Here is a 25,768-nt window from a genome sequence, read left to right as displayed (position 1 = left end):
GGGTTGAGAAAAGCGACAATTCCCTCATGCGGCTTTGAAGCGCGCGGTTGTCGGGTCGGCGTTGTAGTATGGCGCGAACTCCTCGGTCCGGTGTGACAGGTCATTGACGCTGTCGATGATGAACCGAACCGTTTCCTCGCTCATCAGATACGAGAAATTCAGTCGCACCCAACCGGGCTTTTTCATTTCTTCCCCTGCGGACAAGGCAGCGTGCAGCGCCTCTGACGTTGCCTGATCAATCCCCAGCAAGCGGTGGGCATAAGGTCCTGCACAGGCACAGCCGCCCCGCACCTGAATGCCGTAGATATCGCTGAGCATCCGCGTGAACAACTGCTGATGCACAGGCTGACCCGCATTGCCGCGCACCAGGAAAGAGAAGATCGGCAGACGATGCGCGCTCTCGACCCCAAGCAGGGTGAGGTTCGGGTTGTTCTTCCACCCGTCCAGCGCCATTTGATTGTACTGCACCTCACGCCGGGCGATTTCGTCCGTTCCGACGACATCCTTGACGATGAAGGCCAGCGCTGCACGAATGTCTCCGATCACGTTGGGTGTCCCGGCCTCTTCCCTTGTGGCCAGATCGGCACTGTAGTCATGCCGCCACGGTGATACGAAGCTGACGGTTCCACCGCCCGGCCAGCTAGGACAGGTCCGTTTCACGGCAGATTGGTTCACAACCAAAACGCCTGACGCGCCCGGGCCACCGGGAAACTTGTGCGGCGAAACCACGATCGCATCCTTGCGGGCACCTTCGGGCCCGATGTCCATCGGCAGGTAAGGCCCGCCACCGGCATAGTCCCAAACGGCCAAAGCACCATGCGCCTTGAGCATTCGCGTGACCGGATCAGGATCGGTGATAATACCAGTCACGTTGGACGCGGCGGAAAATGATCCGACCACCAAATCGGCATCCGCATGGGCCTCCAGCGCGGCTTTCAGCGCATGTAGGTCCACACCACCACCCTCGGCCTCGGGAATCTCGATGACACGTGCTTTGCTTTCGCGCCACGGCAGAATATTCGAATGATGCTCATACGGACCGATTAAGACAATCGGCTGGTCAGCCTCTGCCACCCCTAGCAGGCTGACCAACCGATTGAGCCCCGCAGTGGCGCCAGACCCGGTAAAGATCACCGCGTCCTCTTCCCGAGCACCAACAATGCGGGCTATTTCTGCCCGCGCTTCGCGGCGCAGACGTGTCATGTAGGATCCGCAGTAGGAGGCCTCGGTGTGACTGTTTGCGTAAAACGGCAAAACATCCTGCGCCACAAAATCCTCGACCTGCCGCAATGCGCGGCCCGAAGCGACGTAATCCGCATAGACAAGCGGCACGTCTCCATGCAGACCCGGGATCAGAACGTTCTCGCCGATCAGTCCATCGCGCAGATTTGAATTGTGAGTGGTGGAACAGAGTTCCGCACGAAATTTGGACAGGGTCATTACATTGGCTCCTTACTGCCCTACCAATGTGATATTTTCGAGCCGCAAAAACTTCACCTATCTTTGCGTAGATTTTAAAAATTTTGTGTCATATGATCAGTTATGACATCAAAATTAGATCAAATTGACACGCGCATTCTGAAAGAACTGCAAAAGGACGCCACCCTGTCGCAGCGCGAATTGGCGGATCGTGTGGGACTTTCTCAAAACGCTTGCTGGCGGCGCTTGAAGGCCCTGAACGAAAACGGCGTTCTGATAGGGTCCACGGCCCGCATCGCGCGTGAAAAACTGGGTTTGAGCCTTGTGGTCTTTGTCATGCTCCGCACACGACATCATTCCGCTCAGTGGCTTCAAGCGTTTCGGAGCCACGTTCTCACGATCCCGGAAGTCGTGGATTTTCATCGGATCGGAGGAGATTACGACTATCAGTTGAAAGTCGTAACACAGGATATGACATCTTATGACAAGGTCTATCAGCGATTGATCGAAAAGGTCGAGCTGGACAGCGTGACATCGTATTTCGCAATGGAAGCGATTGCCGAAGGCAGACCCCTGCCGATCTGACCCGCACCTTATCTGGCCAATAACCCTCAGGGAAGGCGCGGGCCGTTGCGATGGCGGCAGAGTCCCCATCAAACAAAAAAGACCGCGCAAAAAGCGCGGCCTTTCGGAATTCGGGTGCTGCGAAGATTAGTTCTTGGCGTAGAATTCGACGACCAGGTTCGGTTCCATCATGACCGGGTACGGCACGTCGCCCAGCGACGGAGCGCGCACGAAAGTCGCGGTCATTTTCGAGTGGTCGGCGTCAATGTAGTCAGGAACGTCGCGCTCGGCCAGCGCGGCAGCTTCGAGGACAACAGCCAGTTGCTTGGACTTGTCGCGCACCTCGATCACGTCGCCTTCTTTGACGCGGTAGGACGGGATGTTGACCCGCTTGCCGTTCACTTTGACGTGGCCGTGGTTCACGAACTGGCGCGCGGCAAAGACGGTTGCAACGAACTTGGCGCGGTAAACAACGGCGTCCAGACGGCGCTCCAGCAGGCCGATCAGGTTTTCACCGGTGTCGCCCTTCACACGCTCGGCTTCGGCGTAGATGCGGCGGAACTGCTTCTCGGTCAGGTCGCCATAATAGCCTTTCAGCTTCTGCTTGGCGCGCAACTGCAGACCAAAGTCCGACAGTTTGCCCTTGCGGCGCTGGCCGTGCTGGCCGGGGCCGTATTCACGACGGTTGACAGGGGATTTCGGACGACCCCAGATGTTTTCGCCCATCCGGCGGTCGATTTTGTACTTGGCAGACGTGCGTTTGGTCACGGCTGATCTCCTTCGTTTTGTCGAAGCCCTAACGGGCCACTATGAAGGGCGTTGTCCTCTTGAGGTTTCCCCCATGACAGGCATCCCCTTGCGGGGGCCACCAACACCAATGAAGCCGCGCTTATAGCCGCAATGCCGTCGGTGTCAACACAGCATTCAGCAAAGTTCAGAAAATCGATCAGGGCAGACAGACATCGGGACCGACGCAGTGTCGAATCCGCGTAGCGCTGCCTTGAAACTCTAATTTGAGATCGGGAAAGAGACTACTGTCGCGTCACTTTTCAATGGCGGGTTCGGGATCGCCGCAAGCTCTGTCACTTCGATAATCCAGAACTCTTCATCCCGTGGCGGGCAAGCGCCGTCAAACACGAGAGTCCGCGACGTATCCTTGCCATCGACAACAAGCCTGGCAGAGAACTTCTGCGCACCGTTGGTAAAGGTAAGAATGCCTGACACAAGGCCTGAAACCTTACGGACAATTGGAAAGTGGCTGTTCACGTGGGTCGCAACGCCCCCGGCATTCCCCATTTTTCCAATGCTTTGCTCCACAGCCTCGCTCAGGACGATTGCTTGTCCACGCCATGACCATGATGCTCCGATCATCAAAGAGGAAAGGGGCGCATCTTCAAGCCCGTCAATTTCCGTCTGACACCAGGAAATAGCTATTTGACCGTTTGTTCCGGCTCTCATCTGCCCACTCGCACTTACTACCACCCCAACACTTAACTTTACCCTTATCAGCACAAATTCCGGCGGAAAAGAGACGGAACTGCAGCAATCACAAGATTGTTGTTAATGTGACTCAGCATTTGGCGCCATCCGTCAGGCTTTACGGCCAGTCGATGACGGTTGTGGCCAGCGCGATTGCCGAGCCTCGGTGCCAGAAATACCTAACGGCATTGAGAATATTGGTACGCAGGTATCAATTACTCTTCATCGACCGAAGGCGCAGAACACGGTCCCGACAACCGCAAGCGCAATGCTCAGAGCAGTGAGGTCAGCGTTTGGGCATTCGTTCCGGAATTCCGGACTTCCGTCAACCGCGCCCAAGAACGGTTTCCTGAGAATAGGCTCTCATAGGGTCATGCCGTAAAAACATGCTGGTCCTGTGCGTCAACGGGCTGAAGAGCCTTTATTTGAGGCAATTTTCAAATGGCGAAAGAAATTCATTCACGTCACCCTCAGGGCGCCGGGATCACCGATGCCCTGCGCGCCAACCGAAGCCAGAGTCCGACAGTTGTCTTTGAACCCGCCCGGGGTAGTCGGATACGATTGCGTCCACGCGCAGATCTATCATCCTGCCTATCTGTTCGTGTTCATTGACCGTCCACACGGCGACGCACAAGCCCAACTCTTTTGCTCGCGTCACGTTTTCAGTCGTCACATCCGCAAAATATGGGCACCAAAGCGAACCGCCAGCTTGCTTTACCAAGTCTGGAATCTCGTCGCGGCGACCACGAAAGTCCGGGCAAACGGATTTTGAGGAATCTTCACCAACATCGTCGGCGTTTTCCGGAAGTTGCGTCAGATAGGATGACGGCATATCCGGAGCTTGCCGCTGACATTCCTCCAAGAGATTCCAATCGAAACTGTGCAGGACCGCGCGCGAAGATAAACCTTTGCCGCGAACGTCCTGAAGAACTCTCCCGACAAATTTCTCCCTGTATAGCGCATCATGGGCCAGGTCGGGATCCGACTTCAGTTCGAGCATCAGATAGGCATCACTGTTTTTTGGGTCATCGACCAAATCGAGCAGATCCAACAACTTTGGAACACGGACGCCATCTATTTGGGCCTGGTCCGGGAAGCGTTGGCCATAGGCGGATTGCCCGTCCAAACGCCCGATATCAAATTGCCGGAGTTGCTCGTAAGTCAGTGCGGAAACTTTCGGCTCTTCTCCGATCAGAAACAGGCCATTGGAATCGCGAAAGCTCGCTGCGTGCAGGCGATGATTGTGCGTTATGACCGGCACATTATCGGCAGTCAGGACAACGTCAAACTCAAGAAGCGGGACACCAATGGAGAGCGCAAAGTCGAAGCCCACCATGCTGTTTTCAGGTAACACACCTCGTGCCCCCCGATGGCCAACAACCCGGATCAGGTTTTCACCACCACGAAAGGCTTCAACATGCTGAAACACCATCAGCCTTCCAGCCTTTTGCCCGTCACGTGGTCAAACAAATGCATGTTCTCTGGTGCGACCGAGAACTGCATAACCGGGTGGCGTCCCTCGATCGGGTGGACGCCGGGAAGGCTCGCCGTGATCGCGCTTGCGGTGCCAGAAAGGTGACCGTGCAGCAACGTGTTGGCCCCAAGCGGTTCAGCCATCTGAATCGCCGCTTCAAGTGGGCCATTGTCATTCAACACCAGATGCTCTGGTCTTATGCCAAGCTTCACGGCGCTGTCTGCACCCTGAGAGGGTCCGACTTCGATTTCTCCGATCTTGATGGTCCCGTTTTCGCGCCGCGCTTCAAAAATGTTCATCGCCGGGCTGCCGATGAATTGCGCGGCGAACAGCGTATGCGGGGTTTCATAGACTTCCAGCGGCGTGCCGATCTGCTCGGCAATACCGCCATTCATCACGATCATTCTGTCGGCCATTGTCATTGCTTCGACCTGGTCGTGCGTAACGTAAAGTGACGTGATACCCAGCTTTTCCTGAAGCTCGCGTATTTCCAGACGCATCTGAACACGAAGCTTGGCGTCGAGGTTCGAGAGCGGTTCGTCAAACAGGAAAACCGCAGGCTCGCGGACAATGGCCCGCCCCATCGCCACCCTCTGACGCTGACCGCCTGATAACTGCCTGGGTTTGCGATCCAGCAAAGGTTCGAGCTGCAACAGTTTTGCCGCCTGGGTCACCTTTTGATCGATCTGAGCCTTGGGTAATCCAGCGATCTTCAGGCCATATCCCATGTTCTGACGCACGGACATGTGCGGATAGAGCGCGTAGTTCTGGAACACCATCGCAATGTCGCGATCCATCGGCTCTTTGTCATTGGCGCGCTCACCGCCGATCCAGATTTCCCCGGACGTGACCGTTTCCAGCCCCGCCACCATCCGCAACAACGTAGATTTACCACAGCCTGACGGGCCGACGATCACGATGAACTCTCCATCGGCGATATCGACATCAACACCGTGGATCACATCCGTCGGGCCAAAGCTCTTTTTGACATTCTCTAAGGTAACTGTTGCCATTTCTTACTTCTCACTATCGACAAGGCCTCGGACAAAGAGCTTTTGCATCGAAACCACCACAATGACCGGCGGGATCATCGCCAGAATGGACGTCGCCATGATCGTCGGCCAATGCGCAAAGTCGTCGCCGGACGGAAACATCTGTTTGATACCCATCACGATGGTATTCATCTCGGGATCAGTCGTGATCAGCAGCGGCCAAAGGTACTGGTTCCAGCCATAGATAAACAGGATCACGAACAGCGCCGCGATGTTTGTCCGGCTCATCGGCACCACAATATCAATAAAGAATCGCATCGGGCGGGCCCCGTCCACCCGGGCGGCTTCGGCCAGTTCATCCGGGATCGTCAAAAAAAACTGTCGGAACAGGAAGGTTGCCGTGGCCGAGGCGATCAGAGGGAAGATCAGCCCGTAATAGCTGTTGAGCATACCGAATCCGGCGACAACTTCGAACGTCGGAACGATGCGGACTTCGACCGGCAGCATGAGCGTCAGGAAGATCAACCAAAAGAACGTCGTTCGCCCTGGAAACCGAAAATAAACGATTGCAAAAGCCGACAGCAACGAGATGGCGATTTTTCCCACTGCAATACCAATCGCCATCACCAGACTGTTGAACAGCATCGTTGCCACGGGCACGTTTACCCCCGAGAACAGCGCCGCTTTGTAGTTCACCCAGAACTGATCGCCGGGCACGACTGGCATCGGCGGTGAGACGATCTCGGCCTGGGTCACGGTCGAGGCCACAAAGGCAAGCCATATGGGGAAAAATATGATCAGGACACCGAGGATCATCAAAGCATGGGACAACCAGATGCCCGCGCCGCGTTTTTCGACCATTCCGTGTTGTTGGGACGCCATCAGTAATGCACCCGCTTTTCCACGTATTTGAACTGAATGACCGTCAACAGACCAACGACGATCAACAGGATGACCGATTGCGCCGAAGACGAGCCGAGGTCCTGTCCCACAAACCCATCTGAGAAAACCTTGTAGACAAGGATTGTCGTCGATTGTTGCGGCCCGCCACCGGTGATTGTGTGGATCACGCCAAAGGTTTCGAAAAAGGCATAAACGACGTTCACCACCAGCAAGAAGAACGCCGTCGGCGACAGCAACGGCAGCACGATCGTAAAGAACCGGCGCCAGAAATGCGCGCCGTCAATCGCCGCTGCCTCGATCACGGATCTAGGAACGGATTGCAGGGCAGCGAAAAAGAACAGGAAGTTATAGCTTATGCGCCCCCAGGCGGAGGCAACGACCACCAGCCCCATAGCTTCGGTGCCGTTCAGAACGTGGTTCCAGTCATAACCAAGCTGGCTGAGATACCATGACACGACGCCGACGCGCGTGTTGAACATGAACAGCCACAAAACACCCGCAACGGCAGGAGCGACAGCGTAGGGCCAGATCAGCAAAGTCCGATAGACCCCGGACCCTTTGATCAATCGATCCGCAATGACCGCAAGAAACAAGGCAGGGATCATCGAGCACAGCGTAACCAGCGTGGAAAACACTGCCGTTGTCACGAAAGAGGCGCGATAAAACTTGTCACTCAGTAGGAATTCAAAGTTGCCCAGCCCCACGAACTGGGACGACAACCCGAACGGATCAGGTATGAACAGTGACTGCCATATGGCCTGACCGGCGGGATAGAAGAAGAAGACGGCGGAAATAATGACCTGAGGGGCAATCAGAGCCAATGGCAACAGCCAGCCGCGAAAGGTGACGCGTTTTTCCATCCTGAAAACCCACCGAAGAAAGAAAATGCGGGCCCTGAAAAGGCCCGCATGAAGTTACGACTTATTGATTGGCGGATTCGAAACGGCGCAGCAACGCATCGCCGCGTTCCTTCGCGCTGTCCATCGCTTCCTGAGCTGTTTTCTCACCGGACCAGATCGCTTCAAGCTCTTCGTCGATGATGCCGCGAATCTGGTCGAACGAACCCAGACGCAAGCCTTTCGAGTTTGCGGTCGGCTCTTTCGCGGTCATCTGGATCACCGCGATGTCGGTGCCCGGGTTTTCGTCATAAAAACCTGCCGCACGGGTGGCTTCGCCGGCTTCGACGGTAATCGGAAGATAACCGGTGTTCTGATGCCACGCCGCCTGCACATCCGACGAAGACAGGAAGCTCAGGAACTCGCCGACGCCTCGGTATTCTTCGGGCTCATGACCCGCCATTACCCAAAGAGACGCGCCGCCGATGATGGTGTTTTGCGGCTCACCGGTGACGGATTCCCAATAGGGCAGCGGACGCACGTCGAAGTCGAACTCGGCCTCTGCTTTGATGCCAGCGTACCCGGCCGAACTTTCAGTGAACAATGCGCACTCGCCTGACCGGAAGTTCGCACCGCCTTCGTTTCTGCGGCCAGTGTAGATGAACTTGCCGTCCTGGGCCCAGTCACCCATTGCGGTCAGATGTGCAACCTGCACCGGACCGTTCAGCATAAGCTCGGTATCCAGACCAGCAAAACCGTTGTCCTGGGATGCAAACGGAACGTCGTGATAGGCTGACAGGTTCTCAAGGTGAATCCAGCTTTGCCATGCTGTCACCAGCGGGCAATCCTCGCCACCCGCCTTCAGCTGTTCAAGGACCTCGCCAACTTTTTCCCATGTGGACAGATCCGTGTCCGGATCAACGCCAGCGGCTTCCATGGCATCGCGGTTAACCCACAGCACTGGCGTCGAGGAGTTGAAAGGAAGAGACAGCATCTCTCCGTCAGTCGTCGTATAATACCCTTTGACTGCGCCTATATATGCATCGGGATCAAATGACGCGCCGCTTTCCGCCATCACTTCATAGACCGGCTTGATCGCACCTTCGGCTGACATCATTGTCGCCGTGCCGACTTCGAATACCATCAGGATATTTGGCTGTTCACCGGCACGGAATGCAGCAATGCCAGCATTCAGGGTTTCCGAGTAGTTGCCCTTGTGGCTTTCAACCACGACAAAGTCATCCTGACTGGCGTTGAATTCTTCAACCTGTCCTTTGACAAGCTCACCAAGGCGACCGGTGAAGGCATGCCAGAACTGAACTTCGGTTTGCGCCATTGCCGCCAAGGGGGACAAGGCCGTGGTGATGGCAAGAGCGCCAAGCAAATTCTTTTTCATGATTCCTCCCATGCATCAGGTTTGATGCTTCGTTGAATACCGACCACAACGCGTAAACGGCACACATGACGATTTCACGACGTTAGCGTTACAGAAATATAATTCAAGGCCTATCTACTTGGTGAAAAAATAACATAGTGTTATGACTTGGCGTGGTTGCTAGGGATCAACAATGAGTCAAATTCTGAGAGTGCGGCAATTGGAGGCCCTAATGGCCGTGACTAAAAACGGGTCTGTCACAGCCGCTGCGACCGATCTTGGAGTGACCCAGCCAGCTGTCAGCAGGCTGCTGTCTGATCTAGAAAAATCGCTTGGGTTTCAGCTTTTTGATCGCCGGGAGGGCCGATTGATGCCAACGCAGGAGGTTCGTTACCTCTTGCCCAGCGTCGAGCGCGTTCTCGAACTCATGAGGCAAATCTCGGATGTCAGCCAGGATATCACACAACGCAAAGCAGGGCACATCCGTGTCGCCTGCCTACCTGGATTTGCCACCAGCCATTTGCCCAAAGTCGTCGCCAGCTTCTTGAAGGATCGGCCCGGTGTCACCCTGACGATCGAGCCTGACCGGCCTGAACGCATTCTCGAATGGATGATTGGCGAGCAGTATGATTTCGGAATCACAGACAGTTTTCACGGTCATCCGGCGGTAGAAAGCAGAAACATCGGCGTTCGCACGGTGTGCGTGTTCCCCACCGGGCACGAGTTGGAAGGCCTTTCCGAAGTTACCCCGGCGGATCTTGCACACAGCAAAATCATTCACACCCGACGCGACAGCGACTTTTTCGGGCGGCTTTCGAAAGTGTTTCAAAATGCCAATGTCGAATTGAACTCGCATATTGAGGTCAGGCAGTTCACAGCGGCATGTGAATTGGCGCTGAAAGGTGTCGGTGTCTCGGTCGTAAGCGAACTGGATGCCGTCCAATACACCTCACGCGGATTAAGTTATCGGCCCTTCAGGCCATTGCTGACACATACTCTCTCGTTGGTACGCCCAATATTGAAGCAACCGTCGTTGGTGACGCTTGAATTCATTGAACAGTTTCAGGAAAGCCTGAGCCCTTTCAAAGTCGGGTAACCCCGCCTTCAACGATATTCTTGTGACAAAGCTGGAACTGGTCCGACAGTTAAGACCGGTGTCCCGGCTCAACTTCGCAAGTGACCTGTTTTTTGGCCGAAAGTCGCATGTGATCTGCTCATGCTCGGCGAGACCTACAGCGAAACTCCCTGTCCTGCCCCCGAATCCGACTGATGTTGGCACGGCGCCGCAGCAGTTTACCGCAACGCCGTCCGACGTGGTGTTTCTTCAGATCGCGGCCTTTCGGCTTTCATCCAGGTAAATTTCACGAAGGCGTTTGGCAATCGGCCCGGGTGTACCATCACCCAGCGCGACTCCGTCGATTTCCACGACGGGCATCACGAATGCGCTGGCCGAGGTTGTGAACGCCTCGTCAGCCTCCTTGGCTTCGTCGATGGTAAACAGACGTTCTTCAACTTCCATCTGCGCTTCGGCCGCCAGGCGCAGCACGGCCTTGCGGGTGATCCCATGCAGTATGTCGTTGGACAGCGGGCGGGTCACGATCTTGCCGTTCTTGACGAAATAGGCGTTGTTGCTGGTGCCCTCGGTCACAAAGCCGTCTTCGACCAGCCATGCATCATCACAGCCCGCTTTCTTGGCCATCATCTTGCCCATCGAAGGGTAAAGCAGCTGCACGGTTTTGATGTCGCGGCGGCCCCAGCGGATGTCCTCGATCGAGATGATCCTGGCACCTTTCTGTGCTGCCGGACTGTTAGCCAGCCCGGGCTTGTTCTGCGTGAACAGAACGAGGCTGGGTTTGGTATCTGCCGAAGGGAAGACAAAATCCCGGTCACCGTCACTGCCGCGCGAGACCTGCAGGTAGACCAGGCCCTCTTCGATGCCGTTCAGATCAACCAGCTTGCGGTGGATCTCCAGCAGCTCTTCCTTGGTGCAGGGCTCGGCCATCTCCAGCTCATCCAGAGACCGCTTCAGGCGCACTGCGTGACCTTCGAAATCAATCAGCTTGCCATCCAATACACTGGTCACTTCGTAAACCGCATCAGCAAACAGGAAGCCACGGTCAAAGATGGATACCTTGGCCTCGGTCTCGGGCAGGTATTCGCCATTTACGTATACGGTTCGGGTCATGTTTGTCTCCTCAGCCCCAGAGCGCCGCTTCTGGCGGGTGAACTCCGGCGTCGTCAAAAATCAGCGGGGTGTCGCGGTCTTCGGCCAACAGAAGCGGGCCGTCAAGGTCCGTCACCATCGCACCCTGCGCCAACAGTGTCGCGGGCGCCATGGCAAGCGAGCTGCCAACCATACAGCCGACCATGATGTCATACCCTTCCGCGATTGCGGCTTTGCGAAGTTCCAGCGCCTCGGTCAGGCCACCGGTCTTGTCGAGTTTGATGTTGATGACATCGTATTTGCCCATCAGCCCGGACAGGCTGGCGCGATCATGGCAGGACTCGTCGGCGCAGACGGGCACCGGGCGGTCCATTCCGATCAATGCGTCGTCGTCTCCGGCGGGCAAGGGTTGCTCGACCAGTGCCACACCCAAACGTACCAGATGAGGGGCGAGGTCGGCGTAAACCTCAGCCGACCAGCCTTCGTTCGCATCCACGATGATCTTGGCGTTCGGAGCACCGGCCCGCACCGCCTCAAGCCGCGGCATGTCATCTGGCGTGCCCAGTTTGATTTTCAGAAGCGGGCGATGCGCGTTCTCGGCCGCCTGGGCCTGCATCGCCGCGGGCGTGTCCAGCGACAAAGTGTATGCGGTGATCTCTGGTCCCGGAACAGGCAGACCCGCCAAATCCCAGGCACGCTTTCCCGCGCGCTTGCTTTCCAGATCCCACAAGGCGCAATCCACGGCGTTCCGGGCGGCACCAGCAGGCAGTAGGTCCATCAGCGACTGGCGGGTGAACTCCGCAGGCAAGCCGGCAATCTCGGCCTCAACCGACTCGAGCGTTTCGTCATAACGCGCATAGGGAACGCATTCACCCCAGCCCTGATGCGTTCCGTCCGACACCCGAACCGTCAGCACTTTTGCCTCGGTCCGTGACCCGCGCGAGATGGTAAACACCTGCGCCAGCCGAAACACATCGCGAGAGACCTCTATCCGCACGCACCCGCTCCTTCATCTTTTCCAAATCTAACGCCGGAAGCGGTTGAACCCGCCACCGGCACGTGTCTCAGATCACATCGCAGCCAGCGCGTCCACCAGCTTGCCTGAACCAAAGCGGAACGGATCGGTCGCAGGCAGCCCCATGTCTGCTTCGATCTTGGCCAGATACGCCGTCGCGTCCTCTTCGGACAGGTGCTGCGTGTTGACGGAAACGCCGACGACCTGACAATCGGGGTTCGCCACTTTGGCCAGGGCCAGCGCGATGTCGCGCAGGGTTTCCAAAGACGGTTGCTGATAGGTCGGCAGACCGCGCATATGCTGACGGGTCGGTTCATGGCTCAGGATCAGGGCGTCCGGCTGGCCGCCGTGGATCAGTGCCATGGTCACACCGGAATAGGATACATGAAACAATGAGCCCTGGCCTTCGATCAGGTCCCAGTGATCGTCGTCGTTGTCAGGTGTCAGCCATTCGATCGAGCCCGCCATGAAATCCGCGACCACGGCGTCCAGCGGCACACCATCGCCGGTGATCAGGATGCCCGTCTGACCAGTTGCGCGGAAGGTCGACTTCATACCACGCTTGCGCATTTCAGCATCCATCGCCATTGCGGTGTACATCTTGCCGACCGAACAATCGGTGCCCACGGCCAGACAACGCTTGCCCTTGCGCTTGATCCCGTTGGCAATCGGGTAATCGACTTCGGGCACACGCACGTCGTGCAGCTTTTGACCGGTCGCTTCAGCCACCGCCACCAGGTCAGGTTCATCGCGCAACAGGTTGTGCAAGCCGGAGGCCAGATCAAACCCTTCCTCCAGTGCCATGACCAGAACCTTTTTCCATTCCTGGCTGATCACGCCCCCACGGTTGGCCACGCCGATGACCAGCGTTTTGGCACCGGCCTCTTTCGCCTCTGTCAGGGTCATATCGGTCAGGCCCAGATCGGCCTTGCAGCCGTCCATACGGTATTGGCCGACGGCGTTTTCCGGGCGCCAATCCTTGATGCCCACAGCCACTTTGGCCGCCAATTGGTCGGGCGCATCGCCCAAAAACAGCAGGTACGGTGTCTCGATCATTGCGGTCACTCCTTTGATTCCGGCCTAAGCTAGTGAAGCGGCAAAACGAGCGTTTCGCGTTCTGCTCCGTCAAACACAGCTAGCGCGCGATGTTTTTGCGCCCTAGTGCGGGGTGACGCAAAATTCTTCGAAGTTTTCAAATTGATTAATCTTTAATCACCACTCATCTTCTGCTGGAAATTTGCATTCTGCAACCGCATTGCCGCAGATGCACAATCTCCCTTGCGCCAAGTTGCGCAATTTAATACCTCATTGGGCGAGAAAATCGCAACTTCATTACCCACACGAGGTCCAGATGAGCTTTCGCATCCAACCCGCCGCGCCTGCACGACCCAATCGCTGTCAACTGTTTGGTCCGGGGTCGAATACCAAACTGTTCCCGAAAATGGCAGCTTCTGCTGCGGATGTGATCAACCTTGACCTTGAGGATTCGGTTGCGCCTTCGGACAAGGATGTAGCCCGCGCCAACGTCATCGAAGCGCTGAACACTGTTGATTGGGGCAATAAATACATGTCCGTTCGCATCAACGGATTGGATACCCCCTATTGGTATCGCGACGTTGTCGACGTGTTGGAGCAGGCAGGCGACCGTCTGGACCAGATCATGATTCCCAAAGTCGGTTGTGCATCAGATGTCTATGCCGTGGATGCCCTTGTCACCGCCATTGAACGCGCCAAGGGCCGGACCAAACCGATCAGCTTCGAGGTCATTATCGAATCCGCTGCCGGTATCGCGCATGTGGAAGAGATCGCAGCCTCCTCACCCCGTTTGCAGGCCATGAGCCTTGGGGCCGCAGATTTTGCCGCCTCGATGGGAATGCAGACCACGGGCATCGGCGGCACACAGGAAAACTATTACATGCTGCGCGAGGGTGAAAAACACTGGTCCGATCCCTGGCACTGGGCCCAAGCCGCCATCGTTGCGGCCTGCCGCACCCATGGGGTGTTGCCAGTGGATGGACCATTCGGGGATTTCAGCGATGATGAAGGGTACATCGCTCAGGCGAAACGCTCGGCCACACTGGGTATGGTCGGCAAATGGGCGATCCATCCCAAGCAGATCGCACTGGCCAATCAGGTCTTTACCCCGTCGGATGAGGCCGTTTCTGAGGCCCGCGAAATCCTGGCCGCAATGGAACAGGCCAAAGCCAACGGTGAAGGCGCGACCGTCTACAAAGGACGTCTTGTCGACATCGCCTCAATCAAGCAGGCCGAAGTCATTGTGGCACAGGCCGAACTGATTGCGGCGAGCAGCTAAGCCATAAAAAAGGGTGCACGACCGAGCGCCCTTTTTTAAACTCTTCAACGGCCGAAAACCTCATTGGGCGTCCATGTGAAGCGCTCACCCTTCTTTCCTGACTTCATCATCAGGCAAGAGGTTCCCAGTTTCTGGAAATAGACGATCTTCAACGGATACCAACCCGCTTTGGGCACTTCCACTTCCGTGCGTTGATTGGCTTCACAACCTTGAATACCAGTTACGCGGCCGATCTGCTGACCACCAACCCAAGCTTCTATCCCGTCATTCGACCACGTTTCCAGCTCGTAAACGCCCGGTGAGTTAAACCGCATATACCCTGTCACCTCAGCGGCAACATTGTAGGCTTCGTCGAACGTCATGACGTCCTCACCCTTGCTTGTGTCCCTATAATCCAACCCACGCAACGGCTTTCCGGGCTTTGCCTGAGACAGCATGCTTTTTGCCTGACTCAGATCCCGGATCTTCTTGTGTTGATTGCCTGTGCCAATGTATTTGACATTCAACCCTGCCTTCGGAGAAGGCTGTGGATTGGCAGGTTGCAGTTTCAGCGGTGCAGACAAAGCGGCCCCGGCAACTACCGACATGGCAACTGCGGTCGCCACTGTTCGAACGAGTTTCATCGTAATCTCCCTGTTTGCGTGCCGTTTTGGCTGGGCGTATCCCCTGGCAACGTCATTACAGTGACACTAGGCTCTGAAAATTTGCGCTGCAAGAGAGTGCGGCTTCACAATTTCAGAGGTTACGCACGCAGATCCTTGGGCGACCCCATGACCACATAGGAAGTGATCGACGTAACATGTGGCAGCGTTCCCAGCACCTCGGTATGGAAGGTCTTGTAGGACGGCAAGTCGGCGCATTCGACGCGCAGCAGGTATTCGATCGTACCGGTGATGTTGTGGCATTCGACCACTTCGGGGGCTTGTTGCAGAGCCCGTTCAAACCCCTCCTGCGCCGCTTTTGTGTGTTCGCCAAGACCAACGCCGATGTAGGCGACAAAGCCGACACCCATCGACGCCGGGTTCAAAACCGCACGATAGCCGGTGATCACGCCGGCTTTCTCAAGCTCTTGAACGCGACGCAGGCAGGCGGAAGGCGACAGCCCGACCCGTTCGGCCAATTCCAGGTTGCTGATACGCCCATCACGGGTCAGTTCATGCAATATCTGGCGATTTATATGATCATTCTTCATCACAAGTTGCAAAAATAGCAGAAACGCGCACGAAAAAGCAATTTCATTTGCTGCCGGTCGGACGATACTTCGCAGTATGACTTACGACATCCTTCTGGCCCTCATCGCCTTTGCCTTCGTGACATCCATTACGCCCGGGCCGAACAATCTGATGCTGATGGCATCGGGTGCGAATTTCGGCTTTCGGCGTTCGATCCCGCATATGCTGGGCATTGGCCTTGGCTTCACGCTCATGGTGCTGCTGGTTGGTGCAGGGCTGGTTCAGGTCTTTGACCGATATCCGGTCAGCCATTCAGTGCTGAAGATCGTGTCGGTGATCTATCTGCTGTATCTGGCATGGAAGATCGCACATGCCGCACCAGCCGGGGGCGCTTTGGCAGCGGGGACTCCCATGACGTTTCTACAGGCCGCCGCCTTTCAGTGGGTGAACCCCAAAGCCTGGGCCATGGCCCTGACCGCCACAACCGCTTACACACCCAATCAGACCCTGCTTGCAATTGCCCTCGTTGCGTTGGTTTTCGGGGCGGTCAACCTGCCGTCGGTGAGCACATGGACCTTTCTTGGTCAGCAGATGTCACGGGTGCTGACGAACCCGCGCCGGTTGGTTGTGTTCAACTGGACAATGGCGGTGCTGCTTGTGGCCTCACTCTATCCCGTTCTCTGGCCCAGTTGACCTGCTTCAACGACAGGCAGGTTTCAGCCAGCACATCCTTGGGCGCGGTGTCGGGTGGATCATAGGGTCAGACTTCGCGGCAAGGCTATCATGGGTGCAGGCCTGCGCACGCAGCACGCTGTCTTTATTGGTGGTGTCCACCAGTATCCGTTTTTCTATTCGCCCACCTGAAATCGAACATCTTCGACACACAGATCTTGCTGAGTTGCATCCGGAGCATCGTCAGGCCATATAGCAGGGAACTTTCGCGTTGAGAGGCGTCATGACCCAGTATCTGGATTTCGAAAAACCACTGGCCGAGATTGAAGGCAAGGCTGAAGAACTGCGTGCGCTGGCCCGCACCAACGAAGAGATGGACGTAACCGAAGAAGCCGCCGCTTTGGACGCCAAAGCCGCCAAACTTCTGGGTGAGCTTTATGCCGACCTGACGCCTTGGCGGAAATGCCAGGTCGCCCGACACCCGGAACGCCCGCATTGTAGCGCTTACGTCAATGCCCTGTTCACCGAATTCACTCCTTTGGCCGGAGATCGCAATTTTGCCGATGATCTGGCCGTGATTGGCGGGCTTGCACGTTTCAACGATCAACCGGTCATGGTAATCGGCCATGAAAAAGGCAGCGACACCAAATCGCGGATCGAGCGAAATTTCGGCATGGCCCGGCCCGAAGGTTATCGCAAGGCGGTCCGCCTGATGGAGATGGCCGGGCGGTTTGGCCTGCCGGTGATCACCCTGATCGATACTGCCGGCGCCTATCCCGGCAAAGGCGCCGAGGAACGCGGTCAGTCCGAAGCGATTGCCCGGTCGACCGAGATGTGCCTGAAGATCGGTGTGCCCCTGGTGTCGGTCATCATCGGCGAAGGCGGCTCGGGCGGAGCCGTGGCCTTTGCCACCGCCAACCGCGTGGCGATGCTGGAACATTCGGTCTATTCGGTGATCTCGCCGGAAGGCTGCGCGTCAATCCTGTGGAAAGATGCAGAAAAGATGCGTGAAGCCGCCGAAGCGCTGCGGCTGACCGCTCAGGACCTTCACAAGCTTGGCGTTTGTGACCGGATCATCCCTGAACCCAAGGGCGGTGCGCATCGCGATCGTCCTGCAACTGTCAAAGCCGTCCGCGAGGCACTTACCGCCATGTTGGCGGAACTGGACGGCAAAGACGCGGCAGCCCTGATTCAGGACCGCCGTCAAAAATTCCTCGATATCGGATCAAAAGGGTTGGCGGCGTAACCGTCAGCCACCCAACCTGCGCAACAATGCGACCGAGGGCTCTCCGGTGACAGCAAGGCCATTGGCGCTTTGATACGCGCTGATGGCTGACGTTGTGTTTTTGCCGATCACCCCGTCTGCGCCCTTCGTATCATACCCTTCGGATGTCAGCCGACGTTGCAATTCCTTGCGGTCGTCCAATGTCAGACCGTTTTCATCTGGCCCGAACGAGGCCTGAAACGGTGCGCCGCCGGCAATTCTGTCCGCCAGATGCCCGACGCCAATCGCGTAGCTGTCCGAGTTGTTGTAGCGTTTGATGACCTGAAAATTGCGGAAGACAGCAATGCGCGGCCCGGGTACCTGCGGTTGCAGCACGGCCACCGGAGTACCGGAAACGGTTCCGACCTCCCCCCCCCAGGGCTGCCCCCGCACCCAGCCTGCACGCGACAGATAAGCTGCGGTCGAAGCCAGCGAATCCGTCGGATCATCCGACCAGATATCCCGCCGCCCGTCGCCGGTGAAATCCACCGCATAAGCGAGGTAAGAGGTTGGAATGAACTGCGTATGCCCCATCGCACCGGCCCAGCTGCCGGTCATGTTGTCAGGCGTGGTGTCGCCGTTCTGAAGGATCTTCATCGCCGCGATCAACTGGCTTTCAAAGAACTGACCACGTCGCCCATCATAGGCCAGTGTTGATAGAGCTGACACAACGGGCACATCGCCGCGACGCGCGCCATAGCGGCTTTCCAGCCCCCACACTGCAACGACGATTTCCTTGTCTACTCCGTACTGCGCCTCGATCTGCGACAGCATCCCGTTATATTGCCGCAGCATCTTCTGTCCTGTGCTGATCCGCTCGTCCGAGGCGGCAATGGCCAGATAATCTTCGAGCGAACGCTTGAACTCTACCTGATTGCGGTCGCGCTCGATCACATCAGGAAGGTAGCCTGCGCCCTGAAAAGCGCGGTCAATTGTGGATTGTGAAATTCCCTGCGATGCCGCCCTGCCCTTGAACCCGGCGACCCAGGCATCCCAGCCTGCATTGGGAACTGCCCGCATTCGGGAAGCAGGCGCGCTGGATGGCGCACCACCACCCGTGCAGGCGGCCAACAATGTTGATCCAAGGCAAATGGAAAAAGTCCGGCGAGTGATCATGGCTGCGGTCTGCTCTTGTTTGTGATTTGCCTCAAGAGTAACCCAGTCGGGCTGAACAGGCCAGAACAGTGAACCCCTCTATCTTGTGCGCCGAAAGGTCGGCGGGATGCCGCTCAGCTCACCAGCAAGCGCAGCCCCTGTGTCACGTCCGAGCGGACCGCCAAGCGCAAGCCCGGTTCGTCCCCGGCCTTGAGGGCAGCGATGATCAGCTTGTGATAATGCGGTGGTTCAGTGCGCCTGAGACGACCGTAAAGCGCTCTCATCGTCGGCCCCAGTTGCAGCCAGACTGTTTCGGCAATGGCCAGCATCGCGGGCGCTTGAGCACGCAGGTACAGGGTGCGGTGAAACTCCAGATTTGACCGGATGTACCCAACCGCATCCCTCTTGGTCACCGTTTCTGCAACGGTCATATTGATGGTCTGCAACCGGTCGATCAGCGCGATATGCGCCCTGGGCAGAGCCCGGCTGGCCAGTTCGACTTCCAGCAACGCGCGCAACGCTGCCAATTCTTCGATTCGGTCGTTGGTCAATTCGGGCGTCGAGACCCGGCCGGAATTGGACAGGAACAAAGCCCCCTCGGCGGCCAGACGGCGCACGGCCTCTCGCGCCGGGGTCATCGAGACGCCAAACTCCTTGCCGATACCACGCAAGGTCAGCGCCTGACCCGGCGCCATTTCGCCGTGCATGATTCGAGACCTCAGGGCGCGGTACACCCGGTCGTGAGTGGCAGTTTGGGTTTCAGACGGACGTGTGCTCAACATCCGCTTATGTGATCACAAATTAGCGCAAGGTCAACTCGGCTTTGCGTCGAACCTGTATCGATGCAACTCTGCCCCATTGTCGCGCAACCAGCGACGGGGTTGCTGATAGGGGCCGAAGATATTCTCTACCTGCGCCCAGAATGCGGGCGAGTGGTTCATCTCGGCAAGATGCGCCACTTCATGTGCAGCCACATAGTGCAGTACGTCTGGCGGCGCCAGAATGAGACGCCACGAGAACATCAATCCGCCATGCGAACTGCATGACCCCCAGCGTGACCGCGTGTCGCGCAGGCTAAGCGTGGTATATGGGCGTCCCAGCATTGCCGCATAGTCATCGCACGCACCGGTTAACCGGTCCCGCGCCAGTTCCTTCAGAAACCGGACCAATCTGCGTGCCTCGGCCCCTTTTGGCACTGCGACCTCGTCCGCCTGCAACTGAACACGTCGACCGTCCGCCGGCACGATTCGCCGGGCAACGCCTTCAATCGGTACTTGCTGTCCAAACTGCACCACGGCCGTTACCGGCCTATCCTGCAAATGCTGGCGAATCCACTCTTCCTTGGTACGTGCGAAACTCAGCGCCTCGGATTCAGGCACTCCAATCGGATAGGTCAACGTAACCCGCCCGTCCAGCTGAGAAATTCGCAAACTGATGCGCCGCGCCCGGGCGGATTTGCGCAGCCTCAGTGGCACCGGTGGTGTCCCTGGCAATGCGTGCTCTCCCATATCGCGACCTCTCTTGCGCAAAGACTTTGACAGTGCCCTCTGCCTGTGGCAGGTGAGCTGAATCATTTAGACGACTCACCTGATATCAAGGGGATTTGACATGCCCAAGGAAGAATGGGGCGTAAAGCGCGTTTGCCCGACCACCGGTAAGCGATTCTACGACCTGAACAAGGACCCGATCATCAGCCCCTACACTGGCGAGATCGTGGAGCTTCAAACATCCAAAAGCCGCATGATCGCGGCGGATGCTGAAGATGCAGCTTCGGTCAAAGCGCGTGAAAACGCGTCCGGAGAGGAGCTGGTCCTGGACGATGACGACAGTGTCGATGTCGAACTGGACGACGATCTGCTGGACGACGATGACGACAGCAGTGATGACGTTTCTCTGGACGATATTACCGACATATCTTCGGAAGACGAAAGCTGATTACGCAAGAAGGCGACCCCAGGGTCGCCTTTTTCATTTGACGGGCAGCCCGGGCGGAAATTCGAGTTCAATTCCATTTTTGGACTTGCACTCGTCGTCACTGTCTCCTAAACGTCCGTCCACCGCACCAACGGTACCATGATGGGGCCTTAGCTCAGTTGGGAGAGCGCTTGCATGGCATGCAAGAGGTCAGGGGTTCGACTCCCCTAGGCTCCACCAAATTATCACACAACTACAAGCATTTGCGAGCTGTCTCGGCTCGTCTTGGTCAGGCGCGCGCCCCTCGGGGGTACGTTGGGGGTTCGCTATCGTCCGCAGTATGGGCAATATGCGCTAGTTTGACCGACGACTCACCCACCCACTGTCAACAAAAAAGATGTCAAAAACACTGTATCTTTTCGGTTTTAACCAAGCGCTGGACAGTTCAAGCTAATGGGTATGAGCAGTACCGCTCTAAGCCTGATTGATGTCATAACCGTAATTGGAGCGGTAGCATCGGTGGCAGGTCTGGTCGTCGCACTGAGAAAGTTTGGCCACAAGTAACAGTGCAACGACCCAAGTGTAGAAACTAGTCTAGCAGACGGACACTGGAAACAGTGTCCGTCATGACTCACAGTAGTCACTAATTTTGCCGACGCATCAAGTTCAAAGCGCGACAACCGGTTGACCCGTGACAGAACAAAGATAGAACACACGTCATGAAGAAATGGCCACGAACAATCCCGTATGACCTGAAATGTCGGCTTGAACAGTTGCGTGAGTACCGCAGCACACTAAGCATTCAAACCCAGTGGGGAGAAGTGTTGGAATGGCTGGAAAAGCATGGCGTGGAACCACCTGATCACGCGTTACCGACCGAACCGGAACTACGCGGGCCAGTCGGTCAGAGTTAGCTATACTTTTGGATAGCCCCCTATCCTTATGCCCGCTTAACGGTGTCGGTCATTTCTTGTTAGACTTCATAAGCCTACATTTTTATTCAATTATCACGATGTTTGCAAAATTATCCTGAAGTGCTATGCTTAACATCAGTGTCGTGGGGGTGAGTTATGAGAGTTATTTGCGCATTAGTGGTTCTGTTTTGCGCCGGAGATTCAGAAGCTTTGACCATCTCGGATGGGTCGGGAAGCGTGACTGTGGATGATGATGAAGTTCTATCCGAGCTTCTCTCAGACTTTGACAGCGAAAAACATCTAGCAGAATTGGAATGGGAAAACCTCCGTTTGACCCAGATCTCTGAAACCTATGACAACGATCGGCATCTTGAAGAGCTGGAATTGTTGCGGGAACCTACAGATCAAGAGGAGGGCGTGACGGAAGGCACCGTGGCGCAGGCAAACCTTGCGGCTGTTCCGATACCAGCCAGTTGGCTGCTGCTGCTTGGGGCTTTGGGCGGGCTGTTTGGTTTGGGCAAACTTCGCGGAAACCGGTCAGCGTAATTGCTGCAACTGCTTTCATCTATTAGAGTTTTGACAGGGACGCCGGAGTTTGGTTGCTTCGTGCGTAAGTGTCGAGAAACCCAATTCCGTTAGCCGGGCTATAGCCAAGCTTTCACCATTAGGCCCGGATCGATTGAAGGTATTCTGGTACGGTCAGTGCCAGATGCTGATAAATTCGCTTGTATTGCGCGGAATGCCCGGCTGAAGCCCGGCCAACCATGGTCATCCCCGGTCGAAAACAACGCAAGACGCCGGTCAAGTACGACAAGCGCATATACAAATCGCATCGAGATTCTGTTTGGCAGGCTCAGGGACCGGGGGCGCGTGGCGACACGCCATGACCTTTGTCCCAAGGTCTTCATCTCAGCAATCGCATTCGCGGCAACCGACATTTGCTGGTTATGAATACTGACCCTAGCTTAACCTTTTAAAGCGTTCCGGCATTTGCGAACTGCCATTTCGGAACCGATGCCGCGACTGGCATGGATACAATCATCTGTGAAACGGAAGGTGGTCATTCCAGTTGGGGGACCATGATAGCCGAGGCTTAACCTTTGTTTTGACAACGCCCTGTCTTGATCGTTGATACAGCTGAACCTGCCGCTATTCAGTGAAAAGTGCTCCACGTCACAGGGTCAGCATCCGTGGAAAGCCCAAGCTAAAGCTGGTCGCGACTGAAAAAACAGAGGTGCTGACGTTGTCATGCGTGTTCCCATACAGTAGCGTCCTTTGCCATGGTCATCCGACGATACTCACTTTCGCTACTGATCAGCATTCTGGTCATCCTGACTGGATTTGGCGGCGTTGCTCATACGTTGTCAAATGGCTGCGTTGGCCTTCACAGCAAGGACCATGTGCTATCAACGGAACACTCTGCTGTGGCAAAGCACATCGATGATGTCTCGGCCCCAAGCCGCCACCATGACCCTGAAAGTTTCGGAACCGGAGAGTGTAACCCCTCTCTTTGCCAAGCAGTTGTATTGCTCTCCCTGAGCGGCGAAGTTGTGTGGAACCAATCTGAGATTGACCGAGAGTTACAGATTGGAGCTCTAGCCAAGCTGATTGAACCAGATAGCCCCTACAGACCCCCTGACGTTTGAAGCAACGTAATCCTCGCGCACCTAAGTGATCAGCACGTGCTGCTGTTCGCGATGTGTCGCAGTACTACCAGCCTCCACAAAGTCAGGATCAATCCATGAAAAACAGCCACTTACTAATCGGCGTATGCGCCGTTGCCGTCGTTGCCGCTTTCATTGCTGTTCGCTCTGGCCCAGTCGAAGAAGCCGCACCACAAGGCACACTTGAGGGCGAAGCCATGGTCGCAATTCAGATGCCGCCCATCGAGGGCAATGCGACAATCGGCCAGCGTATCTTTGATGTTTCCTGCGCTTCTTGCCATGGCATCAATGCGGTCGGAGTAGAAGGCTCAGGACCGCCGCTGATCCACAAAATATACGAACCCAGCCACCACGCTGACGAAGCCTTTCAAAGGGCGGTTTCACAGGGTGTAAGAAGTCATCATTGGCAGTTTGGTGACATGCCACCCGTCGAAGGTTTGACGCGTGGTGACGTCTCCATGGTGATCGCGTACATTCGTGAAATTCAACGTGCCAACGGGATAAATTAAGGACAGCACCATGAAAAAGATCATAACGCTCGCACTCATGGCTGCCCTTCCCAGCGGCGTACTGGCGCATTCCAAGGTCGAAGAAACAACCCCTGCCGACGGAGCCACAATAATCGGTGTGCCCGCTGAAATTGGCTTCAACTTCTCCAAGGGCATTCGGCTGACACGGATAGAAATGGCCCATGAAGAACACTCGGCAGTAAGCCTGGATTTGGGCGACCAGACAAGTTTTGGTCAAGAATTCACGATCCCATTGCCGAGCAATGGAACCGGCACCTATGTCATCGAGTGGCGTGGTTTAGGTGAAGACGGCCATGCGATGCAAGGCGAGTTTTCCTTCACCGTGGAATGAGCATGCCAGACATTTGGGGTATTGCCGCAATCCTCGCAAAGCTGGCGCTTTACGTCGGCTTTGCGGGGTCCACCGGGCTTATGATTGTTAGCTGCCTTTATTGCGGCTACGTCGCACCGATACACCGCGTGATGAAGCGCCAAGCCAGGGCCTTAGCGTGCCTTGCTCTCGCCGCAACAGTAGTTGGCTTCATGCTACGTGGAGCCGCCTTAACAGGCGGATTAGACGGCATGGTCGACCCGGAGATGCTTGGTTTACTTTGGCAGACCCCCGTAGGCGACGTACTAGTTTACCGGCTTGTCGGCGCAGCATTGATCCTTGTGGGATTGTCTATTCCTCGATTTGGCCACTGGATCGCACTCGTGGGAGGTACATTGGCACTGTGGTCCTTTGCGCAGATAGGGCACGTGCCGGAACTGGAGAGTGTTGGTGTCCAACTCTTGCTCCTATTGCACCTGCTATGTGTAGCCTTCTGGGTAGGCATCTTTTACCCGCTGCGGATTATGGCTCTCATGCCTGAACACCTGACAGATGCCGCTGAACTAGGGTATAGGTTTGGGCAAACTGCTGCATTGATTGTACCGACTTTAATCGGTGCGGGCCTATGGATGGCCTGGTTGTTTGTCGGCAATCTCCAAGGGCTCGTGTTCACTGGCTACGGGCAAGCACTGTTGTTCAAAGTACTTCTTGTGTCGCTGCTGATGATCCTCGCCGCTGCAAACAAGCTCCGACTTGTTCCGGCTATGCAAAAGGGAGAGGGAAAGGCAGCCCAACGCCTAGCCCGATCCATCGAGGTTGAGGCAATAGTCTTATTAGCGGTGCTGGCAACAACGGCAACACTTACGAGCGTACTTACGCTTCCGAGTTAAGGTAGATAGAGATGAAGAAACACCTGTATGTACTCGCTATATGCAGTATTGGGACTAGCGTCACTGCAGATCATGAGTTGTTAGATAGAGACCTGGCGAATGGGCAGGAACTCTACGTAGTGCACTGTGCCTCTTGCCATGGAGTTAATCTGGAAGGCGAACCCAACTGGCAGACACCTGATGATGACGGAGTGTTGCCTGCGCCACCACATGACGTGACAGGGCACACATGGCACCATGATAACCAGCTACTGTTCGAATATACCAAACTAGGTGGGGCAGATGCATGGGCAGCACGCGGTATCGAAGACTTCAACAGTGGCATGCCGGGCTTTGAGGGCACTCTGACCAACGAAGACATATGGGACGTGCTGGCCTACATAGGCTCCACTTGGCCCGACGATGTTCAGCAAATGCAAGCCAGCCGCAACCTTCCGCACCAGTAGAAGACAGTGGTCTGGTGCAGGTTTGGGTATATACAGTTCAACTCAGCTGGTTGTGTAGTTCCTGATGTGACACACTACAAAATCAACATACCACAATAGTGTTTTCTATCAGTATATTAGACGCTCAGCGGCGTTTCCCCCAGGCTCCACCGAAACCTGAACAGAGCTAACTTATAGACGCGGACTTAAAGGGGAGCAGGTCACGAACCCAGGAGGCGGAAAGGCAATGTTATTTGACAGAGGTGGTGCAGCCCACTGGCGTAAACGAAGATACGGCGCCGACCAACAGGGTTGCCCGAGGACCTTGTCTCCAATTGGCGTAGCGAAAACGCCAACTTGATATTCCAAATCGGCTTTTGGTA

Annotated in this window: 28 protein-coding genes, 1 tRNA gene and 1 pseudogene; 14 read left to right on the top strand and 16 right to left on the bottom strand. The window is 56.1% G+C overall.

From position 1 onward, the window contains the following. Positions 1-24: 24 nt before the first annotated feature. Entirely contained in the window at positions 25-1,440 is a 1,416-nt protein-coding gene (locus AC2FFA_RS05630; protein WP_496850441.1) for an aminotransferase class V-fold PLP-dependent enzyme, read from the bottom strand. Between the two features lie 102 nt (positions 1,441-1,542). On the opposite strand from AC2FFA_RS05630, the gene AC2FFA_RS05625 reads away from it, so the two are divergent. Further along, the gene (locus tag AC2FFA_RS05625; RefSeq protein ID WP_117872462.1) at positions 1,543-2,004 is read left to right on the top strand and encodes an Lrp/AsnC family transcriptional regulator; all 462 of its coding nucleotides are present in this window, start codon (positions 1,543-1,545) and stop codon (positions 2,002-2,004) included. Between the two features lie 126 nt (positions 2,005-2,130). On the opposite strand, the gene rpsD is transcribed toward AC2FFA_RS05625, so the two are convergent. From rpsD to ugpB, 7 genes are all read right to left on the bottom strand, one after another. Next, complete coding sequence (gene rpsD / locus AC2FFA_RS05620; RefSeq protein WP_117872460.1) at positions 2,131-2,751, bottom strand: 30S ribosomal protein S4; 621 nt, start codon at positions 2,749-2,751, stop codon at positions 2,131-2,133. 240 nt (positions 2,752-2,991) lie between these two features. Further along, positions 2,992-3,441: a hypothetical protein gene (locus tag AC2FFA_RS05615; protein WP_496850439.1), complete on the bottom strand. Its 450-nt coding sequence runs from the start codon at positions 3,439-3,441 to the stop codon at positions 2,992-2,994. A 505-nt stretch (positions 3,442-3,946) separates the two neighbouring features. Further along, positions 3,947-4,894: a glycerophosphodiester phosphodiesterase family protein gene (locus AC2FFA_RS05610; RefSeq protein ID WP_496850437.1), complete on the bottom strand. Its 948-nt coding sequence runs from the start codon at positions 4,892-4,894 to the stop codon at positions 3,947-3,949. Further along, positions 4,894-5,949 (bottom strand): sn-glycerol-3-phosphate import ATP-binding protein UgpC, encoded by a 1,056-nt coding sequence (locus AC2FFA_RS05605; protein ID WP_117872453.1) that lies wholly within the window; start codon positions 5,947-5,949, stop codon positions 4,894-4,896. Before AC2FFA_RS05605 ends, AC2FFA_RS05610 begins: the two co-directional genes overlap by 1 nt. A gap of 3 nt (positions 5,950-5,952) precedes the next feature. Next, positions 5,953-6,789, bottom strand: a complete 837-nt coding sequence (ugpE, locus tag AC2FFA_RS05600) for a sn-glycerol-3-phosphate ABC transporter permease UgpE (RefSeq protein ID WP_117872982.1) — start codon at positions 6,787-6,789, stop codon at positions 5,953-5,955. 20 nt (positions 6,790-6,809) lie between these two features. Then, positions 6,810-7,691 carry a sn-glycerol-3-phosphate ABC transporter permease UgpA gene (gene ugpA, locus AC2FFA_RS05595; RefSeq protein WP_117872451.1) on the bottom strand — a complete coding sequence of 294 codons (882 nt, stop codon included), beginning with the start codon at positions 7,689-7,691 and terminating at the stop codon, positions 6,810-6,812. A 61-nt stretch (positions 7,692-7,752) separates the two neighbouring features. Continuing rightward, on the bottom strand, positions 7,753-9,063 hold the full coding sequence (ugpB, locus tag AC2FFA_RS05590; RefSeq protein WP_117872449.1) for a sn-glycerol-3-phosphate ABC transporter substrate-binding protein UgpB: 1,311 nt from the start codon (positions 9,061-9,063) through the stop codon (positions 7,753-7,755). A 172-nt stretch (positions 9,064-9,235) separates the two neighbouring features. Between ugpB and AC2FFA_RS05585 the strand changes: the two genes are divergently transcribed. After that, positions 9,236-10,138, top strand: a complete 903-nt coding sequence (locus AC2FFA_RS05585; protein ID WP_496850434.1) for a LysR substrate-binding domain-containing protein — start codon at positions 9,236-9,238, stop codon at positions 10,136-10,138. Between the two features lie 228 nt (positions 10,139-10,366). Here AC2FFA_RS05585 and AC2FFA_RS05580 read toward each other — a convergent pair whose 3' ends face one another. The 3 genes from AC2FFA_RS05580 to dgcN all read right to left on the bottom strand — a co-directional run bounded on the left by AC2FFA_RS05580 (position 10,367) and on the right by dgcN (position 13,277). Then, entirely contained in the window at positions 10,367-11,227 is an 861-nt protein-coding gene (locus tag AC2FFA_RS05580; protein WP_496850432.1) for a D-amino-acid transaminase, read from the bottom strand. 10 nt (positions 11,228-11,237) lie between these two features. Further along, positions 11,238-12,203, bottom strand: a complete 966-nt coding sequence (dgcA, locus tag AC2FFA_RS05575) for an N-acetyl-D-Glu racemase DgcA (protein WP_496674155.1) — start codon at positions 12,201-12,203, stop codon at positions 11,238-11,240. A 72-nt stretch (positions 12,204-12,275) separates the two neighbouring features. Next, entirely contained in the window at positions 12,276-13,277 is a 1,002-nt protein-coding gene (dgcN, locus tag AC2FFA_RS05570; protein ID WP_496850430.1) for an N-acetyltransferase DgcN, read from the bottom strand. A 295-nt stretch (positions 13,278-13,572) separates the two neighbouring features. Here dgcN and AC2FFA_RS05565 point away from each other — a divergent pair, with 295 nt between their 5' ends. After that, positions 13,573-14,535, top strand: a complete 963-nt coding sequence (locus tag AC2FFA_RS05565) for an L-malyl-CoA/beta-methylmalyl-CoA lyase (RefSeq protein ID WP_117872438.1) — start codon at positions 13,573-13,575, stop codon at positions 14,533-14,535. A gap of 44 nt (positions 14,536-14,579) precedes the next feature. Here the strand turns inward: AC2FFA_RS05565 and AC2FFA_RS05560 are convergent, their stop codons facing one another. Both AC2FFA_RS05560 and AC2FFA_RS05555 read right to left on the bottom strand, forming a co-directional pair. After that, a complete protein-coding gene (locus AC2FFA_RS05560; protein ID WP_117872435.1) occupies positions 14,580-15,158 on the bottom strand; it encodes a PA14 domain-containing protein in 579 nt (192 codons plus the stop codon). A 119-nt stretch (positions 15,159-15,277) separates the two neighbouring features. Continuing rightward, on the bottom strand, positions 15,278-15,730 hold the full coding sequence (locus AC2FFA_RS05555; protein ID WP_496850878.1) for an Lrp/AsnC family transcriptional regulator: 453 nt from the start codon (positions 15,728-15,730) through the stop codon (positions 15,278-15,280). A 73-nt stretch (positions 15,731-15,803) separates the two neighbouring features. On the opposite strand from AC2FFA_RS05555, the gene AC2FFA_RS05550 reads away from it, so the two are divergent. Together AC2FFA_RS05550 and AC2FFA_RS05545 are read left to right on the top strand one after the other, a co-directional pair. Beyond that, positions 15,804-16,400, top strand: a complete 597-nt coding sequence (locus tag AC2FFA_RS05550; protein ID WP_496850428.1) for a LysE family translocator — start codon at positions 15,804-15,806, stop codon at positions 16,398-16,400. A gap of 262 nt (positions 16,401-16,662) precedes the next feature. Beyond that, a complete protein-coding gene (locus AC2FFA_RS05545; RefSeq protein ID WP_496850427.1) occupies positions 16,663-17,625 on the top strand; it encodes an acetyl-CoA carboxylase carboxyltransferase subunit alpha in 963 nt (320 codons plus the stop codon). 3 nt (positions 17,626-17,628) lie between these two features. Here AC2FFA_RS05545 and AC2FFA_RS05540 read toward each other — a convergent pair whose 3' ends face one another. The 3 genes from AC2FFA_RS05540 to AC2FFA_RS05530 form a co-directional block, all read right to left on the bottom strand. Next, positions 17,629-18,759: a lytic murein transglycosylase gene (locus AC2FFA_RS05540; protein ID WP_496850425.1), complete on the bottom strand. Its 1,131-nt coding sequence runs from the start codon at positions 18,757-18,759 to the stop codon at positions 17,629-17,631. A gap of 113 nt (positions 18,760-18,872) precedes the next feature. After that, the gene (locus tag AC2FFA_RS05535; RefSeq protein WP_299637617.1) at positions 18,873-19,520 is read right to left on the bottom strand and encodes a GntR family transcriptional regulator; all 648 of its coding nucleotides are present in this window, start codon (positions 19,518-19,520) and stop codon (positions 18,873-18,875) included. Between the two features lie 30 nt (positions 19,521-19,550). Beyond that, positions 19,551-20,246, bottom strand: coding sequence for a M48 family metallopeptidase (locus tag AC2FFA_RS05530; protein WP_496850423.1), 696 nt, complete (start codon positions 20,244-20,246; stop codon positions 19,551-19,553). Positions 20,247-20,346: 100 nt separating this feature from the next. Here AC2FFA_RS05530 and AC2FFA_RS05525 point away from each other — a divergent pair, with 100 nt between their 5' ends. The 9 genes and pseudogenes from AC2FFA_RS05525 (at position 20,347) to AC2FFA_RS05485 (ending at position 25,406) form a co-directional block, all read left to right on the top strand. Further along, complete coding sequence (locus AC2FFA_RS05525; RefSeq protein WP_299895604.1) at positions 20,347-20,673, top strand: TIGR02300 family protein; 327 nt, start codon at positions 20,347-20,349, stop codon at positions 20,671-20,673. Between the two features lie 143 nt (positions 20,674-20,816). Beyond that, a tRNA-Ala gene (locus AC2FFA_RS05520) sits at positions 20,817-20,892 on the top strand. Between the two features lie 479 nt (positions 20,893-21,371). Further along, on the top strand, positions 21,372-21,566 hold the full coding sequence (locus AC2FFA_RS05515) for a hypothetical protein (protein ID WP_162896874.1): 195 nt from the start codon (positions 21,372-21,374) through the stop codon (positions 21,564-21,566). A 156-nt stretch (positions 21,567-21,722) separates the two neighbouring features. Next, positions 21,723-22,112 carry a hypothetical protein gene (locus AC2FFA_RS05510; protein ID WP_162896873.1) on the top strand — a complete coding sequence of 130 codons (390 nt, stop codon included), beginning with the start codon at positions 21,723-21,725 and terminating at the stop codon, positions 22,110-22,112. A 224-nt stretch (positions 22,113-22,336) separates the two neighbouring features. Further along, positions 22,337-22,517, top strand: a pseudogene (locus AC2FFA_RS05505) (IS5/IS1182 family transposase); the annotation flags it as partial. A 790-nt stretch (positions 22,518-23,307) separates the two neighbouring features. Then, positions 23,308-23,739 (top strand): c-type cytochrome, encoded by a 432-nt coding sequence (locus tag AC2FFA_RS05500; RefSeq protein WP_299643250.1) that lies wholly within the window; start codon positions 23,308-23,310, stop codon positions 23,737-23,739. Positions 23,740-23,749: 10 nt separating this feature from the next. Next, complete coding sequence (locus tag AC2FFA_RS05495) at positions 23,750-24,091, top strand: copper resistance CopC family protein (RefSeq protein ID WP_496850419.1); 342 nt, start codon at positions 23,750-23,752, stop codon at positions 24,089-24,091. A 2-nt stretch (positions 24,092-24,093) separates the two neighbouring features. Then, positions 24,094-24,960, top strand: coding sequence for a CopD family protein (locus tag AC2FFA_RS05490; protein ID WP_496850417.1), 867 nt, complete (start codon positions 24,094-24,096; stop codon positions 24,958-24,960). 11 nt (positions 24,961-24,971) lie between these two features. Further along, positions 24,972-25,406: a c-type cytochrome gene (locus AC2FFA_RS05485; protein ID WP_496850415.1), complete on the top strand. Its 435-nt coding sequence runs from the start codon at positions 24,972-24,974 to the stop codon at positions 25,404-25,406. Positions 25,407-25,768 lie beyond the last annotated feature (362 nt).

It is taken from the genome of Ruegeria sp. YTSB088 (genome assembly GCF_059609825.1).
The sequence above is the reverse complement of the archived record's forward strand: the minus strand, read 5'-3'. Positions and strand labels throughout refer to the sequence as shown.